The organism is Xylophilus ampelinus (assembly GCF_003217575.1).
Taxonomy (GTDB): domain Bacteria; phylum Pseudomonadota; class Gammaproteobacteria; order Burkholderiales; family Burkholderiaceae_C; genus Xylophilus; species Xylophilus ampelinus.
On sequence record NZ_QJTC01000009.1, the window covers coordinates 84,205 to 101,022 of the forward strand.

Below are 16,818 nucleotides of genomic sequence, written 5' to 3' on the forward strand. Positions count from 1 at the left end.
TGGGCGGCCGCACCGGGGCGCGTGCCATTTTTGAGGGTGCTCATTTTCGATCGCGGTCGACCAGGCGAGTATCGCCATGTAATCGGGCCCGCGGCCGGTTCAGGCCGGCGGCTCCTTCGGCCCACGCGGCTCCCGCGGTGCGGGCGGCTCGCCGCCCTCGCGGCCCGAGAACATCGTCCACCAGACGATCGCCACCAGCACTACCAGCGCGAGCAAGGCTTCGAGCAAAATCAGGCCCATGACCAAAAGACTCCTGCGGGTTGCGACGACGCTGGCGATTGTAGGAATGCTCGCCGCGTGCGCCACCCGCCCACCGCCGGAGCCTTCCGCCCCCACGCCGCCGCCGCCGGCGCCCACGCCCTCGGTGCCGTCGCGCCCGCCGGTCGCCGCCGCGCCGCCCGTTCCCGGGCCGTCCGGCACCTTGCCCGCCCAGCGCAGCCGCTGGGTGCCCGCGCCGTGGGACGAACTGCCGGGCTTCCGGCAGGACAACCTGTTCGAGGCCTGGAACGCCTGGATCAAGAGCTGCGAGCGGCCCGGCCCGGTATTCGCATCGCTCTGCGGCGACATCCGGCGCCTCTCGATCGCGTCGCCCGAGGAGCAGCGGGCCTGGATGGTGCAGAACCTGCAGCCCTACCGGGTGGAATCGGCCGACGGCAATCCCGAGGGCCTGCTCACCTCCTACTACGAGCCGGTGATCCCCGCGAGCCGGCTGCCCACCGCGCAGTACACGGTACCGCTCTACAAGATGCCGGCCGCGATGCGCAAGCCGTGGTACACCCGCCAGCAGATCGATACCCTGCCCGAGGCCCGCGCCGCGCTGGCCGGCCGCGAGATCGCCTGGATCGCCGACCCGGTCGAGGCGATGGTGTTGCACATCCAGGGGTCGGGCCGGCTGCGGGTGTCGGAGCCCGACGGCAGCGTGCGCACCGTGCGCCTGGCCTACGCCGGCACCAACGACCAGCCCTACCGCAGCATCGGCGCCTGGCTGCTGCAGCAGGGCCAGACGCGCGACGCCACCTGGCCCGGCATCCGCGCCTGGATCGCCCAGAACCCGCAGCGAACCGGCGAGCTGATGTGGACCAATCCGCGCTACGTGTTCTTCCGCGAGGAGCCGCTCGAAGGGCTGGATGCCAGCTTCGGCCCGCGCGGCGCGCAGGGTGTGGAGCTGACGCCCGGCCGCTCGATCGCGGTGGACCGCACCAGCATCCCGTACGGCACGCCGGTCTGGCTGGCGTCGTACGGCCCGTCGGCGGCGCTGCAGAAGCTGGTGATGGCGCAGGACACCGGCAGCGCGATCGTCGGCGCGGTGCGGGCCGACTATTTCGCGGGCTGGGGCGCCGATGCCGGCGAGGTGGCCGGCCGGCTGAAGCAGGGCCTGCGGCTCTGGGTGCTCTGGCCTCGCTGAGCGCCCGGGGACGAACCGACACGACGACGACACGGAGAAGAACATGCTTGCACGACCGACGATCCTGTGGCCCACGCTGGGCATGGCCGCGCTGCTGGCGGGCTGCACCACCGGCCCGCTGGCGCGCGACGCGCGCTACCGCTGCGACAACGGCATGCGTCTGAGCGTGCATGCCGCCCAAAGCGCCACGCTGCAGGGCTACCGGGGCGCCGAACTGCTGCTGCGCGACGCGGGCGGCATCGGGCCCGAGCAGGCGGTGTTCAGCAACCCGCAGGTGCGGGTGCAGACCGGCTTCGGCACCGACGGGCGCGAGGCGCAGATCGAAGGCCAGATACCCGGCGGCCGGGCGCGCTGCGTGCGCGAAGGCGGCCTCTTCTAGCCATTTGCCACCAAGGCCGGGGCCGGATGCGCGCCCCGGGGCCGGTCGGCTTGTGTCACGGCTCTTTCGTCGCAATGCCATGAAGGTTTCATCGGGGTAGCCTAGGGTCACAGGGTCTGCGCAGCGGCACGGCCGCTGCTTCCCACGACCCCACGAAAAGGTTCCTGCCCATGCACGCGAAGCACATGTCCGCGCCCGCCATCGACCCGGATGACATCGGCTACAACAACACGACCAACCCTGCGCTGGACAGCATGATCCCGGCGCGGCTCTCGCGCCGCTGTTTGCTGCGCATCGGCGTGGGCACCGCGGGCTCGGCCCTGCTCGGCAGCGTGGCGCTGGCCGGCTGCGGTGGTGGCAGCGGAGACGGCGATGGCGGCAGCGTCGGCACCGCCGGCGGTGCCGACACCATCGGCTCGCCGCTGCCCACGCTCGGCTTCAACGCCGTCGCCAAGAGCCTGGCCGACGTGGTGGTGGTGCCCGCCGGCTACACCGCCGGCGTGCTGTACCGCCTGGGCGATCCGCTGACCACCGACGTGCCCGCCTTCCGCAACGACGGCACCGACGCCGCCGCCACCTACGACCGCCGCGCCGGCGACCATCACGACGGCATGACCTTCTTCGGTATGAACGCCGCCGGCACGCGCGACGGCAAGGGCGCCCACCGCGGCTTGCTGGTGATGAACCACGAGGCGATCACGCCGACCTACCTGCATCCGCGCGGCCCGACCAGCGTCGGCACCGGCAACGCGCAGGCCCGCACGGTCGCCGAGGAAGTGCTGCGCGAGTTCTATCTGCACGGCGTGAGCGTCGTCGAGGTGGCGCAGGCCGCCACCGGCGCCTGGGCGTACGACCGCAGCTCACGCTTCAACCGCCGGGTCCACACCCTCACGCCGATGGTCCTGTCGGGGCCGGCCGCCGGCAACGCCGCGCTGATGACCCAGTACGCGACCGACGGCCGCCGCACCCGCGGCACGGTCAACAATTGCGCCAACGGCACCACGCCGTGGGGCACCTACCTGACCTGCGAAGAGAACTGGGCCGGCTACTTCCGCCGCATCGCCGCCACCGACGATCCGAAGCGCACCGCCAAGGAACGCACCGCCTTCGCCCGCTACGGCGTCGCCGGCACCGGCCGCGAACTGTGGGCCACCGTCACGCCCGACACCACCGACCGCCTCTACGGCCGCTGGGTCGCAGAAGTCTCCGGCGCCAGCGCCGCGGCCGACTTCCGCAACGTCGCCAACACCTACGGCTGGGTGGTCGAGATCGACCCGTTCACCCCCGATTCCATCCCGCGCAAGCGCACCGCCCTCGGCCGCCTGGGCCACGAAGGCGCCTGCCTGGGCCCGGTCGTCGTCGGCCAGCCGCTGGTCTGGTACATGGGCGACGACTCGCGCAACGAGTACCTCTACAAGTTCGTCTCGACCCGCAACTGGGACGCGGCCGACACCAACGGCGGCCTGGCCGCCGGCGACAAGTACATGGACGACGGCCGCCTCTACGTGGCGCGCTTCAACGCCGACGGCAGCGGCACCTGGCTGGAGCTGAAGCTGGGCGCCAACGGCATCACCGGCGCCAACGGCACCTACGCCTTCGCCGACGCCGCCGACGTGCTGATCAACGCACGCCTGGCCGCCGACGTGGCCGGCGCAACGAAGATGGACCGCCCCGAGTGGACGGCCGTCAACCCGCGCAACGGCGACATGTACCTGACATTGACCAACACCAACGCCGCATCCCGCCCGATCACCGCCACCGACGCGGCCAACCCGCGCTTCTACAACGACCCGAAGGGCCCGGCCGCCACCGCGCAGACCGGCAACCCCAACGGCCACGTGATCCGCCTGGCCGACACCGCCCGCAACCCGGCCGCCACCAGCTTCCGCTGGGACGTGTACCTCTTCGGTGCCCGCTCCACCGCCAGCAGCAACGTCAACCTGTCGAACCTCACCGCCGACAACGACTTCTCCAGCCCCGACGGCATGTGGTTCAGCCAGGCGGTCCCCGGCCTGCTGTGGCTCGAGACCGACGACGGTGCCTACACCGACGTCACCAACTGCATGCTGCTGGCGGCGGTGCCCGGCCAGGTGGGCGACGGCGGTGCCCGCACCGTGGTCAACACCAGCGGCACCACGACCCGCGAGCAGCAGACCCTCGTCGGCGCCGCCCCCGGCACCACGCTGCGCCGCTTCCTGGTCGGCCCGAAGGAGTGCGAGATCACCGGCATCGCCGAATCGGGCGACGGACGCGCGCTCTTCATCAACATCCAGCACCCGGGCGAAGAGACCCGGCCGGGCTACACCGACCCCGCCTCGTTCGGCAGCCATTGGCCCGACGGCGGCGCCAGCCGTCCCCGCTCGGCCACGGTGGTGATCACCAGGAACGACGGCGGCCGCATCGGCGTCTGACGGTCGGAGGAGCCGCCCCGTGCGCGGGGCGCCACCCCAAAAAGGAAAGGGCCTCTCGCGGTCTCTCTTGCTACTTTTTCTATAGCTATAGGTCGTCGCGGAAAAACGGCTGCAGCCCTAAAACACCTGAAATTTTTCGCGCGGTGCCGCCGCCCGCACCCCGCGAAGCCCCGTCACCGGTCGATGATCCGCCGATGCACCACCGGCGGCCCGTCGCCCAGGTGGAAGGCGAGTTTGCGGTCGCGCAGGGCGACGTCCCAGGCGGTGACGCGGGTGAAGCGGCGCAGGTGCTCGGTCCAGGATTCGTCGGTGATCTGCTCAACGTAGCAGGCCGGGTCGTGCACGTCGTGCAGCAGGTGCCACTCCAGCGCGCCCTGGCGCAGCCGGCTGCGGCGGCTTTCCTGCATCAGCAGGCGGAAGTCGGCGGCGCGGGCCGGGTCGATCCGGAACTCGATGCTCACCTGCACCCGACCGTGTTCGGGCGGGGTGGCGGCCACCGGCGCGGTGAAGGCCTGCGACGGGGTCAGGTCTTCCTCGCGGCTGTGGTCGGCCAGGAAGTACTGCACCGCCAGCATGACCACCACGCCCGAGATGCCGGCCGCCGTGAGGCCGGCGTGCAGACCGACCAGGCTGGCCGTCTGGCCCCAGAAGGCGGCGCCCAGCGCCGTCGCGCCCATGATCGACATCTGGTACATCGACATGCCGCGGGCGCGGACCCAGTCGGGCAGCGCCAGCTGGGCCGAGGTGGCGAGCGAGTTGGCGGTGCAGAGCCAGGCCAGGCCTGCCAGCGCCATCGCCGGCGTCGCGATCCAGATGGTGGGCGCGAAGGCCACCGCGATCGTGGCGGCCGAGGTGACGCAGGTGCCCAGCCGCACCAGCATGTCGCGCCGCAGCCGGTGCCGCAACTGCGGCAGCAGCAGCGCGCCGACGATGGCGCCCGCGCCCATAGAGGCCAGCAGGAGGGTGAAGGTGCCGGCGTCGCCGCCGGGCAGCGCCCGGGCGATCAGCGGCAGCAGCGCCAGCAGCGCGGTCGAGTGCAGAAAGAACACCGCCACCCGCACCAGCACCGCCCGCATCCGGGGCGACTGCCGCACGAACTGCATGCCGACCCGCATCGCGCTGGCGAGCCGCTCACGGCCCAGCGGGTTGGGCGCCACGGTGCGCTTCCAGCGGGTGATGACGATGGCCGACGCCACCGACAGGATCGCGTTCAGTACGAAGACCCAGTGGCTGCCCGCGCTGGCGATCACCGCGCCGGCCACCAGCGGGCCGATGATCCGCGAGGCGTTCATCGCGATGCCGTTGAGCCCCATCGCCGCCGGCAACTGGCTGCGGGTGACCAGCTCGGGCACGATGGCCGAGAACACCGGCCAGCGCATCGCCAGGCCGATGCCGTTCAGGAAGGTGAGGGCCAGCAGCATCGGCGCGTCGATCCAGTCCGACAGGATCGCCACGCACAGCAGCATCGCCACCACCGCCACCCAGAGCTGGGTGAAGATGAAATACCGCCGCCGGTCCAGGATGTCGGCCAGCGCGCCGCTGGGCAGGCCCAGCAGGAACACCGGCAGGGTCGAGGCCGACTGCACCAGCGCCACCATCACCGGCGAGGTGGTCAGAGAGGTCATCATCCACGCCGCCGCCACGTCGTTCATCCACATGCAGGTGTTGGCCGCCACCCAGGTGATCCACAGCAGGCGGAAGGTGGGTGCCGTCAGCGGCTCCAGCGCCGCCCAGGAGCGCGGCGGCGCGGCCCGGGCGGTGTCGGGATTGGCGGGGTCGTCGGTGAGGAGGTTGTTGTGCGGGGCGGACGAAGAGGGAGGGGGCGGCATCGCGGACATAGGCGGCCAATTCTGCGCCGTGGCCGCGGGCGGATGGTTGCGAGGCGCATCCGCCGCGCCCCCGGCAAAACCTGGCGACGCGGTGGCCCTCGTTGGAATTAACCGACACCACGACCCTAAAGCCGGTGATAGCGTCGATTTCCATGCACAGCCCCACCCGCCGCCTCTGGGATATTTCCCCTCCGTTGGGCCCCGACAGCCCGGTGTTTCCGGGCGACACGCCCTATGCGCAGACCTGGTCGGCCACCTACGGGCCGGGCTGCCCGGTCAACGTGGCGGCGCTCACCCTGTCGCCGCATACCGGCGCCCATGCCGACGCGCCGCTGCACTACGACCCGCAGGGCGCCGCCGTCGGCGCGCTGGACCTGGCGCCCTTCCTGGGCACCTGCCGCGTCGTCCATGCCATCGGCTGCGGCCCGCTGGTGCGGCCGGCGCACATCGCCCACGCCCTGCCAGACCTGCCGCCTCGGCTGCTGGTGCGCACCTATGCCCGCGCCCCCACCGCCTGGGACGACGCCCTGACCGGCTACGCCCCCGAGACGATCGAGCGGCTGGCCGACCGGGGCGTGCTGCTGGTCGGCATCGACACCGCCAGCATCGACCCGGCCACGAGCAAGACTCTCGACAGCCACCAGGCGATCCGCCGCCGCGGCCTGCGGGTGCTGGAGAACCTGGTGCTCGACGACGTGCCCGAGGGCGACTACGAGCTGATCGCGCTGCCCCTGCGGCTGGTGGCGGCCGATGCCTCGCCGGTGCGGGCGGTGCTGCGGTCGCTGGTGTGAGCCCCACCGCCCATATTGAGAAGAAAAAGGCCTGTAGCCGGCGAATGGCGCCGGCTACTGGCTATCGAAAACATAGCAAATAAGACACGATGACAGCGACCAGCACCCCCACGCTGCAGGACTGCCGCGCCCTGGATGCGCACGACCCGCTGCGCAGTCTGCGCGGCCATTTCACCCTGCCGGCCGATACCGTATACCTCGACGGCAACTCGCTCGGCGTGCTGCCCGCCGCGGCGGCGGCCCGGGTGGCCGACGTGGTCGCCCGCGAATGGGGCCAGGACCTGATCCGCTCGTGGAACACCGCGCGCTGGGTCGACCTGCCGCAGCGCCTGGGCGACCAGCTGGCGCCGTGGATCGGCGCGGGCAAAGGGGAGGTGGTCTGCACCGACAGCACCTCGGTCAACCTCTACAAAGTGCTGAGCGCAGCCCTGAACATCGCCCGCGAGGCATCGCCCGCCCGACTGCGCATCGTCAGCGAGCGCAGCAACTTCCCCACCGACCTCTACATCGCCGAAGGCCTTTGCAGGGAGCGCGGGCTGGAGCTGGTGCTGGTCGAGCCCGAAGACATCGCCGCCGCGCTGACCGCCGACGTGGCGGTGCTGATGCTCACCCACGTCAACTACCGCACCGGCGCGATGCACGACATGGCGGCCATCACCGCCGCTGCCCACGCCGCCGGCATCCTCACCGTCTGGGACCTGGCCCACAGCGCCGGCGCGGTGCCGGTGGACTTGCGGGGCGCAGGCGCCGATTTCGCGATCGGCTGCGGCTACAAGTACCTCAACGGCGGCCCCGGCGCGCCGGCCTTCGTCTGGGTCAACCCCCGCCATGCCGACCGCTTCTGGCAGCCGCTCTCTGGCTGGTGGGGCCACGCCGCGCCGTTCCGCTTCACGCCCGACTACCAACCCGCCGCCGGCATCGGCCGGTACCTGTGCGGCACCCAGCCCATCATCAGCCTGTCGGCCCTGCAGTGCGGCCTGGACGTGTTCGACGCCGCCGTGCCCCTGGGCGGCATGCCCGCGCTGCGCGCCAAGTCGCTGGCGCTGACCGACCTGTTCATCCGCCTGGTGGAGGAGCGCTGCGACGGGCACGGTCTGGGCCTGGCCACCCCGCGGGCACATGAACAGCGCGGATCGCAGGTCTGCCTGACCCTCGATTCCAGCCCCCACGCTCCGCCGCTGCGCGGGTCGCTGCCCCCCGAGGGGGCCGCTGCCGCCTTGGGGCGGCCCGGCGGCGGCGGCTCGGTCGCCTACGCCATCGTCCAGGCCCTGATCGCCCGCAAGGTGATCGGCGACTTCCGCCAGGGCGACGGCGGCACCGGGCCGCACCTGGACATCCTGCGATTCGGCTTCACGCCGCTCTACATCGGCTTCGAGGACGTATGGAACGCGGTCGAGCACCTGCGCCAGGTGCTGGAAAGCGGCGAGTGGCGCCGCCCCGAGTTCAACCAAACCAACGCGGTTACCTGACCACCATGTGCCCCCACCACGCTTCCACCCCGGCCGCGCCCGACGCGGTACAGGCTCCTGTCGCCGCTGCCGCCGCTGTTGCCTCCGCTGCCGACGGCCCCGGCGCCACCATCGTGCGGGAGGAGGGCGCCCAGCTCGACTTCAGCCGTGCGATGAGCTACGGCGACTATTTGCAGCTGGACGCGGTGCTGGGCGCACAGAAGCCGCTCTCGCCCGCGCACGACGAGCTGCTCTTCATCGTCCAGCACCAGACCAGCGAGCTGTGGATGAAGCTGATGCTGCACGAGCTGCGCGCCGCCATCCGCTGCGTGGCCGAGGACGACCTGCAGCGCGCCTTCAAGATGCTGGCCCGCGTCAGCAAGATCATGGAGCAGCTGGTCCACGCCTGGGACGTGCTGGCCACCATGACCCCGCCCGAGTACAGCGCCATGCGCCCCTACCTGGCGCAGTCCAGCGGCTTCCAGAGCTGGCAGTACCGCAGCATCGAGTTCGCCCTGGGCAACAAGAACGGCCTGATGTTGAAGCCCTACGAACACCGCCCCGACCTGCTGGCCGAGGTGCAGGCCGCCTACGCCATGCCCTCCCTCTACGACGAGTCCCTGCGCCTGCTGGCCCGCCGCGGGATCGAAGTGCCGGCCGAGGCGCTGGAGCGGGACTGGACCCAGCCCTACGCTCCCAGCGAAGGCGTGGAGCAGGCCTGGCTGACCGTGTATCGCGACCCCAAAGCCTGGTGGGACCTGTACCAGCTGGGCGAAGAGCTGACCGACCTGGAAGACGCCTTCCGGCTCTGGCGTTTTCGGCATGTGACGACGGTGGAGCGGGTGATCGGCTTCAAGCGCGGGACCGGCGGGACGGGGGGTGTGTCGTATCTGCGCAAGATGCTGGACGTGGTGCTGTTTCCGGAGATCTGGCGCTTGCGGACGGAGCTGTGAGGAAGCTGTCGGCGGCTGCGGAGGGCGGCGGTGGGCGCCTGGCAGGCCCGGCTTCCGCAGTGCTATCCGCTCACCACCAGGAAGACGATCCCTTGAGATGCTGCTCGTAGATGTCGATGGTCTTGGCCAGTCCCCGGGTCATCCAGTTCAGTGCGTCCTCCGGCCCCTTGCGATTGTTGCCGCTGGAATAGACGGTTGTCTGCCTATCGTCGCAAGCGGACGGCGGGAGACCATAAGACGCCAGTACCCAATCGGCCGCCAGGCGCGCAGTGCGTCCGTTGGCGTCGGGAAAGGGGTGGATGCTGATAAGACGCTGTGCCGTCGCGGCGGCCAGTTCGACAGGTGTCACCGTGCCCTGTGCGACCTGATCGGCTTTCGACTCGAACCACTCGTCGAAATGCGCCATTTCGACACCGATCTCACGCTCGTCCACCACCCCGCACCAGGCATGGTCCTGGACAAATCCAGTGAGCTGCCTGCGGAACTCCCCAAAGCGCGCGCCAAAGTTTTCGACGGCTTGGGGGTCATTGAATGGCTGCAGATCCCTTCCCAGCATCGCGTTGAGCTTCTTGAGATGTTCCGTATCGAGCGGGTCGCCCTCGCTCGCCCACCGCTGGACCTGGTTTGCCGCAGCGTTCCAGTTCATGCCGGCCCTGGACGTGGATTGCACGGTGTTGGACAGGCCGGCCCGCAGGCCGTCCACCTCCTCGCGGGCCGCTTGCGCACGTTGCGCGGTTTCGGCTCCGCCCTTGGCCATCTTCTTCTGCAGACCTTGCCACTTCTTCTGCAACGCCTTCAGTTCCTTTTCATTCCTTGTTCGAATGTCAGAAGCGATAGGCAGACTCAGGATCAGCTCCATCAGCCTAACCTGGGTCTCGCGCGTGCCGACATACACCTTTTTGAAGTCGATCCCTGGTGGCAGCTCCACGATCTGCGTATTGCCGGCCATATCGAGGGCTCTGAGCTTCGGCAGGTTTCCGATGGCCGACGGAATTTGACGAAGGGCGCAATTCCTGAGAAGTATGAGCTCCAGATTCTGGCTCTTACCTATTTCCGAAGGCAATTGGCCAAGACGTTTGTTGTCGCACAGATCCAGTTCTCTCAAGCTCGGACCAAAGCCGCCTTCCGGGAGCCGGGACAGGTCGCAGTTCTTGAGATTCACTGTTTGCAGTTTCTCCAACCGATCCATGGAATCGGGTAGCGATCTGAGATTTTTATTACCCGCAACGTCCAGCACTACGAGGCCTCGCGCTTGCGACAAGTTGGCGGGCAAGGCATGCAAATCGCAGCCGGCGACATCCAGCCGAGTCAGCTTCGGCGCGAAGGCCAACTGGTCCGGCAGGCGCTGCAGCAACGGGTTGTTTTCAACACTCAGGTTGCCCATATGGGTCAAGAGGTGCAGGCCCCGAGGCAGGCTCGTCAGATTGCATCGGTCCAGGTACAGCAGGAAGTCGTCATCGACAAAGGCTTTGAGAATCGTGGATTTTGCGGAGTCCGGTCCATCCCAAGCCTGCAGGGCCTGTGTCAGCAGTTGGAGCCGTTCGGTCTTAGCGGGAGGGATGTAGGGACCTGTGACACACGCGGCATCCAACGCGCCTTCCCGGATGAAGGGAGACATCAGGCCGTTCGGTTCAGCTTCCTCGATCACGCGCGCGGCCACCTCCGCGACCCGCCCACGGTCCAGTGCGGGCGCGTGCGGGTCCCAGACCATGTTTCGGGGGGCGGCACGGTCGTGCCGTGCAACGTTCTCGTGTGCCGTAGCCCAGACGGCCCGGCCCATCCTCCGGCCGGGCCGGGCCGTGAACCGGACGCACAACCGGACGTGCGAGTGCCCGTCTGGCTGTCAGGACACTGCTCGGGCGGAAGACGGGGCGCGTGATCGGTAGAAGACGATTTCATACGGGATGACCTGAGACCAGACGGGGGTTGCGCTAGCATGAGCGCATGTCTTTGGGCTGCTGGAATCCTGCGAATGCAATGCCTGCAAAGCGAAGCATCGAGCCGTTTGGCGATGCGCGCAGACTTTTCCTGACTCGAAGCTGCTGCGAACACGTGTGCTGACGCGCCAGTACAAGCTGCCGTTGCGCGCCGGGCATCACCTCGCCTCCGAAGTGGTGGAGTACGCCGAGGCCGAGAACATCAGGCCGCTGGACTTCCCGTATGCCGAGGCGCAGCGCATCTACGCCGAGACGGCCCGGGGATCCGATTTCGCCCAGGTGCTGCCGGTGTCGGAGGCCGAGTTCCGCGCCGCCCTCGACCCGGTCGCGATCGTCAAGAACCGCCAGACCGCCGGCGGTCCGCAGCCGGCCGAGATGCAGCGGATGGTCAAGGAGGCCCGGCAGCGCATCGCGCAGCAGGAAGCGTGGATCCAGGGCGACCGGGCGAGGATCGCGTCGTCGCTGGCGCGGCTCGACGGCGATTTCCAGAAGCTGGGTGCGGCGGCGCGCCGAGGGCCTGCGTTGCGCGCCGACGGGGCAGGCCGGCCGCGCCCTCCGCAAGGCACGCCGGCCCGGCGGGCTAGCGCTTTTCCAGATGCCCCAGCGGCAGCGCGCCGCAAGCTTTTACCTCGCCGCCAACCCCAGGGTGTGCGTCAACTCTGCTATGCCGGCGTATTGGGTTGTTGGTTAGGAACATCGCGAGCTTGCGACTATGCGGCATGCTCGGAATATAAAAGCTTCGAGGAAAGAAAAAGCTCTAGACCGCCAATAATATCTTCGGTAGTGAAATCCCGAAATCTCATTTCTCGAATATGACTTCCTGTTTCACCTCTTTCATAAGTGCAGAGCGAAACGCCCTGTCGAAGTGACTGGCAAATTTCATCTGCGATGGACTTTTTTCCTGCGCAGTCAGCTTGGAAAGCTTTTCGAGCGTCGATTTTTTGTCGAGTGCGGCGGTAGGGCTGAGCCAGGATAGCTGGCGCTCGATGAAATCCGAGACCATTTTGTTCTCGTGCCCCTCATGATCAATTTCTTCTGCTATCGATAGCATCTCCAAATTGAATTCGATCAACGTGGCGACCGCCAAGGGACGAGACTTGCCAATCGCTATGGCTTTTGCGTCCCACAACTCAAGTTTGGTGCAGTATTCGTTGTGCCGTAGAGAACTCCCCGGCCTTTTTGCCTGCAGCAGCGACTGAGCTTCGACCAGTTCGTCAACGGAGTGAATAAAGTCTAATGAACTCCTGTCGGGATCAGGCCTGATAAAAGGCACAAGATTACTCTCGATAAGTTTCATTTTCTCGGCATGGCTAAGCATGCGGCAATTTTTCTCATAATCGGAATTAAATCCATTGTTCGATTTGAAGGAGTGTAGGTCGCCAAATCCGTTCCGCGCCTGTAAAGAGGAAGGTCTCTTGCCGCTGCCATTCGCTCGGTAGATGACTGAAGGAAGATCCTTGTATTTTTCCTTATCGCCCTTTCTAGGGATTTCAGATATCAAATTCAGCTTCACTTGTGTGCTTATAACAGAGGCGGGTATCATGACGATGTCGTGAGCTGTAGATTTGTTGCAGGCTGTATCGACCTCCCTTTTGGCTGGAGTTTTTCCTTTCATCCCGAGTCCCCCGGCAGCCTCTTCAGGATCTGAAAATCGCAAGCTTCGAATCATCATCGGTTTTCCGTGGTTGTAGTCTTCGCATATTGCTGAGTTTTCCTTCGGTAGAACTTCTTTGGCGAAGGAATTGTTGATGAAGTTTTCTAATTCGAGACTGTCGCTGAATTTGGTAATATTGCTTTGCAGTTTCGCCAAATTTTGTACGATTATTTTTTTCTCTTGGATTCGCTGAAGCGCCGAGGTCTGCAAAGACTTTATATTATTTTCGCCACGTTCAATTGGTCTGACAGTATTTTTTGGTGGAAGTCGGTCGATTGTCGACATTGACGGGCTAATGACAGCCTCCCGATTTTGCTGTGTTTTTTGTTCTTGGTCGTGGCGATAGAAATTCATGCCGGCAAATTCGATATGGTTTATATCCATGATTTTCCTCAATTAGATTTGGAAGAGTGAGGTATGGGCCTTCCGGCCTATGGCACCGATGGAATCGGAGTTTCCGCGGAATTTCAATATACTAACTTGCTCGACATGTTTGAATTGTTATTTCCGGGCATCGTTGATTTTCAATAAAAGATTTTTTGCCTCGATGGTGTAGTTGGATAAAGCGTTTTGCACCTTATCCAGGTCGGTGGGATCCACCTCGTCGAGGGTGAGCGAAATGGCGCTGGATATTTCCGCGTAGCTATGTGTAAAAACTTGACTTCTTTCGACTTTTTTGTGGGGAAGCTCTTGTTTTTCTCGTATTGCATTCATGTGCTTTGCCATCGACGTAGATGGGCCCTTTTCCCTGAAAAAATCCAATGACAAATTGATTAAAGCGTCCTTGGCTTGGTCCGCCGTCAGTCCGGGTGCCGTCCATGGAACACCTAGTTGCTTAGCTGCATAATGGGCCGCTATGACCACATCCGAAGAGGAGCCTGACGTTCCCGACATGACCGGAACCTGCAAAGAATCCCGAATGCGGGTGCCGACATCGTTGGACAGATCCATTCCCGACATCGTCTTGGTCGAATGCGTTCCTGAACGATCCGCATCGTGGCGATTTTTTTCTCGATATGATTTTCGCAACTGTATTTTTAGGCGGCCGGCCACCAACTGTCCTTCTTGAGCTAATTCAAAACCTGTTTTTACCTGGTCTTCAGTGAATGGACCTGACGCACCTTTCAACATCATGGCAAAAGCGGAAGCCGCTTGGGTTGAAATCTTCCAAGGACGCTTCTTGGCATAAGGGGAATGCTCATCAGGCTCCCGGAGGCCAAGAACCTCGTCGCCTAATTTTTCACGGTCGCGGCACTGCAGGGCGGGCTCGCGGCTCCATAGGCCCCTCTCCAGATGGCAAAGCCATTCCGATTGTTTATGGGTAAGTGACTCTACATTATTTATCGCATGGCTTGCATTCGAAATCAGCGTCTTTTCGGCATCTATGCTATTTAAATACGCATCGGCCCGACTGTGAAGATGGCGCTCGGAGTAATATTCGTTGTTCGACAAAGATTGGGAAAGAAATTCGATTATGCTTGCGTCTGTTTTATTGTCGGGGCGGTAGATTTTCCCAGCAACAGTCGCTGCACTGTAAGACTTTCCGGGTCTGTTTGAAGATGCTGTGGCCAGGGATAATGCTTGATTGATAGAGGAAGATGCTTCTCTTTTATGGTGGGGGCCGCCAACTTCGGCCTTATGCGTTGGGTGCACATCGCCTGGCTCTGCGGCCGATGCTTCTGCTTGATTGGAAAAGCCAATGGAATCGGATTTTGGGTTTAGCATGATTCGAATATCGTATTAAATTTTCGGTAAGGTTGCTTTCGCAACGGCTTTGCAACAACGAAGGAAAGCAGTTCGGTAGCCGGAATCGAAGACTCCTGCGGTCCAGTAGGGTTGTCTGCGTTGCGCAAAGGCGGTGGCCAACCCCGTGTTGCGATTCAGGATAAGCGCTGCGGGCTACTGGGGAGGTGGCGATGGTGGTGAGCCTGCCCCGTCACGGTGAGTGCTCCCGGTGTTGGTGGTCCAGCCACTTGGACCATGACGAGGGCTGCCCCTTGGGATTTGACTTGGCATACTCGTAGAATAAAGAGAGGAATTCCGACCGGTCATTACGGAAGTCTGAACGCCCTTTGTGAGATACGTCTTTGTGAGAATCCAAGCTACGCCCTGGATTGAACGCACGTTGCCGCCGAATGATATCTTCGAACGATGCCGTTGCCGCATTATTAAGCATGTCGTGCATGACAATGAAGATACTCGTACGACCCAGACCTGCCTCGCAATGCACATGCAGCCTCTCGTGACGCTCCATGCCCCGTTCCGTTGCAATAAATGCATCAACGTCCTCTGCGCGTGGGGCGAGATGATCCGTAACCGTCAGACGCACATATTTGGCATTTGCAGCCCTTACGAGCTCTTCCTCGCTAAAAATTTGCGGCTTGTTCAAAGTCACCATACGCGGGTTCGGGGCCTCATCCTTGAGATCTTTGCGGTGAATAATCTGCACTTTTTCTTGCGCTTTTAGTAGACGGATCCTGTCATGCTCGTCCGCCAGTACCTCTTCACGCGATCTTCCGACATTGCTCCAGTTGTTGGGCGTCCGCCAAGTACATGGATAACCCCCAACAATGGCATGAGACTCTTCGCGAGCGTCCAGTACGGTCACTGGGTGCTCCCTGCACGGGTTCAACCTGGTAAGTTGGTCAAGGGATGCGATACTGCCGCTGCCGGAAACATATAGATCGTTCCAGCCAGTCGGATTGCAATCCTCGGGCAGATCAAAATCATTCGATGAACGAAAGTTATCAGTTGATCTTGGACTTCTGTCGTAAGCCAGAACAGGAAGTGATGTCGGGCTTGCCGGCAGAGGCATAAGGGTTCTGAATTTCCGAATCAGTTGCGAATGACGTTCGGCAGTGTCCTGGCGGTATGCCAAAACGCTTTGTGAATCTGCGGACGGGGACGAAGCGTGCTTGCGTCGCTCCGGCAAGCCGTCGATGTCCGCCGGGACCGAGTGTTTTGCATGGTTGGACTCAATGTCAGCTTGAGCATCCACGGCTGAGTTTGCACTCGTGCTCTCATCGCTGGCCATGAAGGGCGTGATAGAACTAAAGGCCGGATCAAGCATATTTTCTCCTAATGAAACTGGCAGATGATTAATATCGCATTGCAAGAACTGTTCGCTCGTTATTTTTGGAAGCCATGGAAGCGATGCTTGCAGGCTACCGTCCGCACGCAGCGGGTTCGCTTTCAAATATCTTATCGCGTAGCATGTGGTACGAGATACGGCCATTTCCGGCTGCGGATGCAACTCCGGTAATAAAGTTTGCATTGGGTATTGCGGCGCGGATCGGAAATCGAGGATTTTGAGCGGGCGAGGCGCCCCTGTATTCGCATGCGGTAAGTTGCTGGTACCTCACTTGGCCGATCTATGCCATTTGAAAATGGTTACACGCCGAATTTGCCTGTCGATGACAAGTATCTTGAAGTACGAATACGAACTTTTCGGAGGCAGCGTGCGCCGTTATCGCTTCTCCAGATGCCCCAGCGGCAGCGCGCCGCCGGCTTTCACCTCGCCCAGCGAGAAGCTGGTGTGCATGTCCTTCACATGCGGCAGGTTGGCCAGCCGCTGCAGCGCGAAGCGCGAGAAGCTGTCCAGGTCGGGCGCCACCACCTGCAGCTCGAAGGTGCCGGTGCCGCTGACGTAGTGGCAGCCGGTCACCTCGGGCAACTGGCGCACCGCTTCTTCCAGCTGGCGCATCGCGTCGCCCGACGCGCGCTCGGCGTCGATCCGCACGAATGCCAGCACCCCCAGGCCGATCTTCTGGCGGTTGACCGCGGCGTGGTACCCCAGGATGAAGCCCGCCGCCTCCAGCGTCCGCACCCGGCGCCAGCACGAAGCGGCCGACAGGCCCACCCGCTCGGCCAGTTCGGCATTGGTCAGCCGCGCATCGACCTGCAGCTCGCGTAGGATCGCCAGGTCGAATTTGTCGAGTGTTTCCACTTTCGGATAATTCCGGGAAATATTCTTGCGCAGCATAGCGTTAGCAGGGCAACGAACGCAAACAC

The 16,818-nt window shown here is 64.3% G+C and carries 13 protein-coding genes and 1 pseudogene; 7 read left to right on the forward strand and 7 right to left on the reverse strand.

What is annotated here, in order from left to right; all coding sequences use genetic code 11:
• Window positions 1-99 precede the first annotated feature (99 nt).
• On the reverse strand, window positions 100-240 hold the full coding sequence (locus DFQ15_RS17535) for a hypothetical protein (protein WP_199399837.1): 141 nt from the start codon (window positions 238-240) through the stop codon (window positions 100-102).
• Here DFQ15_RS17535 and mltA point away from each other — a divergent pair.
• The 3 genes from mltA (at window position 173) to DFQ15_RS07865 (ending at window position 4,195) form a co-directional block, all read left to right on the forward strand.
• On the forward strand, window positions 173-1,405 hold the full coding sequence (mltA, locus tag DFQ15_RS07855; RefSeq protein ID WP_110465447.1) for a murein transglycosylase A: 1,233 nt from the start codon (window positions 173-175) through the stop codon (window positions 1,403-1,405). The genes DFQ15_RS17535 and mltA overlap by 68 nt on opposite strands.
• Before the next feature lie 43 nt (window positions 1,406-1,448).
• The gene (locus DFQ15_RS07860) at window positions 1,449-1,784 is read left to right on the forward strand and encodes a hypothetical protein (protein ID WP_146228675.1); all 336 of its coding nucleotides are present in this window, start codon (window positions 1,449-1,451) and stop codon (window positions 1,782-1,784) included.
• A 170-nt stretch (window positions 1,785-1,954) separates the two neighbouring features.
• Window positions 1,955-4,195, forward strand: a complete 2,241-nt coding sequence (locus tag DFQ15_RS07865) for a PhoX family protein (protein ID WP_233504345.1) — start codon at window positions 1,955-1,957, stop codon at window positions 4,193-4,195.
• A gap of 173 nt (window positions 4,196-4,368) precedes the next feature.
• Here the strand turns inward: DFQ15_RS07865 and DFQ15_RS07870 are convergent, their stop codons facing one another.
• Window positions 4,369-6,024 carry an MFS transporter gene (locus tag DFQ15_RS07870; RefSeq protein ID WP_374941013.1) on the reverse strand — a complete coding sequence of 552 codons (1,656 nt, stop codon included), beginning with the start codon at window positions 6,022-6,024 and terminating at the stop codon, window positions 4,369-4,371.
• Window positions 6,025-6,176: 152 nt separating this feature from the next.
• Here DFQ15_RS07870 and kynB point away from each other — a divergent pair, with 152 nt between their 5' ends.
• From kynB to kynA, 3 genes are all read left to right on the forward strand, one after another.
• A complete protein-coding gene (gene kynB, locus DFQ15_RS07875; protein WP_110465450.1) occupies window positions 6,177-6,815 on the forward strand; it encodes an arylformamidase in 639 nt (212 codons plus the stop codon).
• Between the two features lie 89 nt (window positions 6,816-6,904).
• Window positions 6,905-8,284, forward strand: coding sequence for a kynureninase (kynU, locus tag DFQ15_RS07880; RefSeq protein WP_110465451.1), 1,380 nt, complete (start codon window positions 6,905-6,907; stop codon window positions 8,282-8,284).
• Between the two features lie 5 nt (window positions 8,285-8,289).
• Window positions 8,290-9,216 (forward strand): tryptophan 2,3-dioxygenase, encoded by a 927-nt coding sequence (kynA, locus tag DFQ15_RS07885; RefSeq protein ID WP_110465452.1) that lies wholly within the window; start codon window positions 8,290-8,292, stop codon window positions 9,214-9,216.
• A 70-nt stretch (window positions 9,217-9,286) separates the two neighbouring features.
• On the opposite strand, the gene DFQ15_RS07890 is transcribed toward kynA, so the two are convergent.
• Entirely contained in the window at window positions 9,287-10,927 is a 1,641-nt protein-coding gene (locus DFQ15_RS07890) for a Fic family protein (RefSeq protein WP_158529023.1), read from the reverse strand.
• A 343-nt stretch (window positions 10,928-11,270) separates the two neighbouring features.
• On the opposite strand from DFQ15_RS07890, the pseudogene DFQ15_RS17765 reads away from it, so the two are divergent.
• Window positions 11,271-11,660: pseudogene (locus tag DFQ15_RS17765) on the forward strand (argininosuccinate lyase); the annotation flags it as partial.
• Window positions 11,661-11,952: 292 nt separating this feature from the next.
• Here the strand turns inward: DFQ15_RS17765 and avrBs1 are convergent.
• From avrBs1 to DFQ15_RS07910, 4 genes are all read right to left on the reverse strand, one after another.
• Window positions 11,953-13,191: an AvrBs1/Avra family type III secretion system effector gene (avrBs1, locus tag DFQ15_RS17035; RefSeq protein ID WP_146228676.1), complete on the reverse strand. Its 1,239-nt coding sequence runs from the start codon at window positions 13,189-13,191 to the stop codon at window positions 11,953-11,955.
• A gap of 117 nt (window positions 13,192-13,308) precedes the next feature.
• Window positions 13,309-14,532 carry a secretion protein EspV gene (locus DFQ15_RS17040; RefSeq protein WP_146228677.1) on the reverse strand — a complete coding sequence of 408 codons (1,224 nt, stop codon included), beginning with the start codon at window positions 14,530-14,532 and terminating at the stop codon, window positions 13,309-13,311.
• 211 nt (window positions 14,533-14,743) lie between these two features.
• Entirely contained in the window at window positions 14,744-16,081 is a 1,338-nt protein-coding gene (gene xopH / locus DFQ15_RS07905) for a type III secretion system effector XopH (protein WP_199399838.1), read from the reverse strand.
• A 192-nt stretch (window positions 16,082-16,273) separates the two neighbouring features.
• Window positions 16,274-16,753: an Lrp/AsnC family transcriptional regulator gene (locus DFQ15_RS07910; protein ID WP_110465456.1), complete on the reverse strand. Its 480-nt coding sequence runs from the start codon at window positions 16,751-16,753 to the stop codon at window positions 16,274-16,276.
• Between the last annotated feature and the right edge of the window lie 65 nt (window positions 16,754-16,818).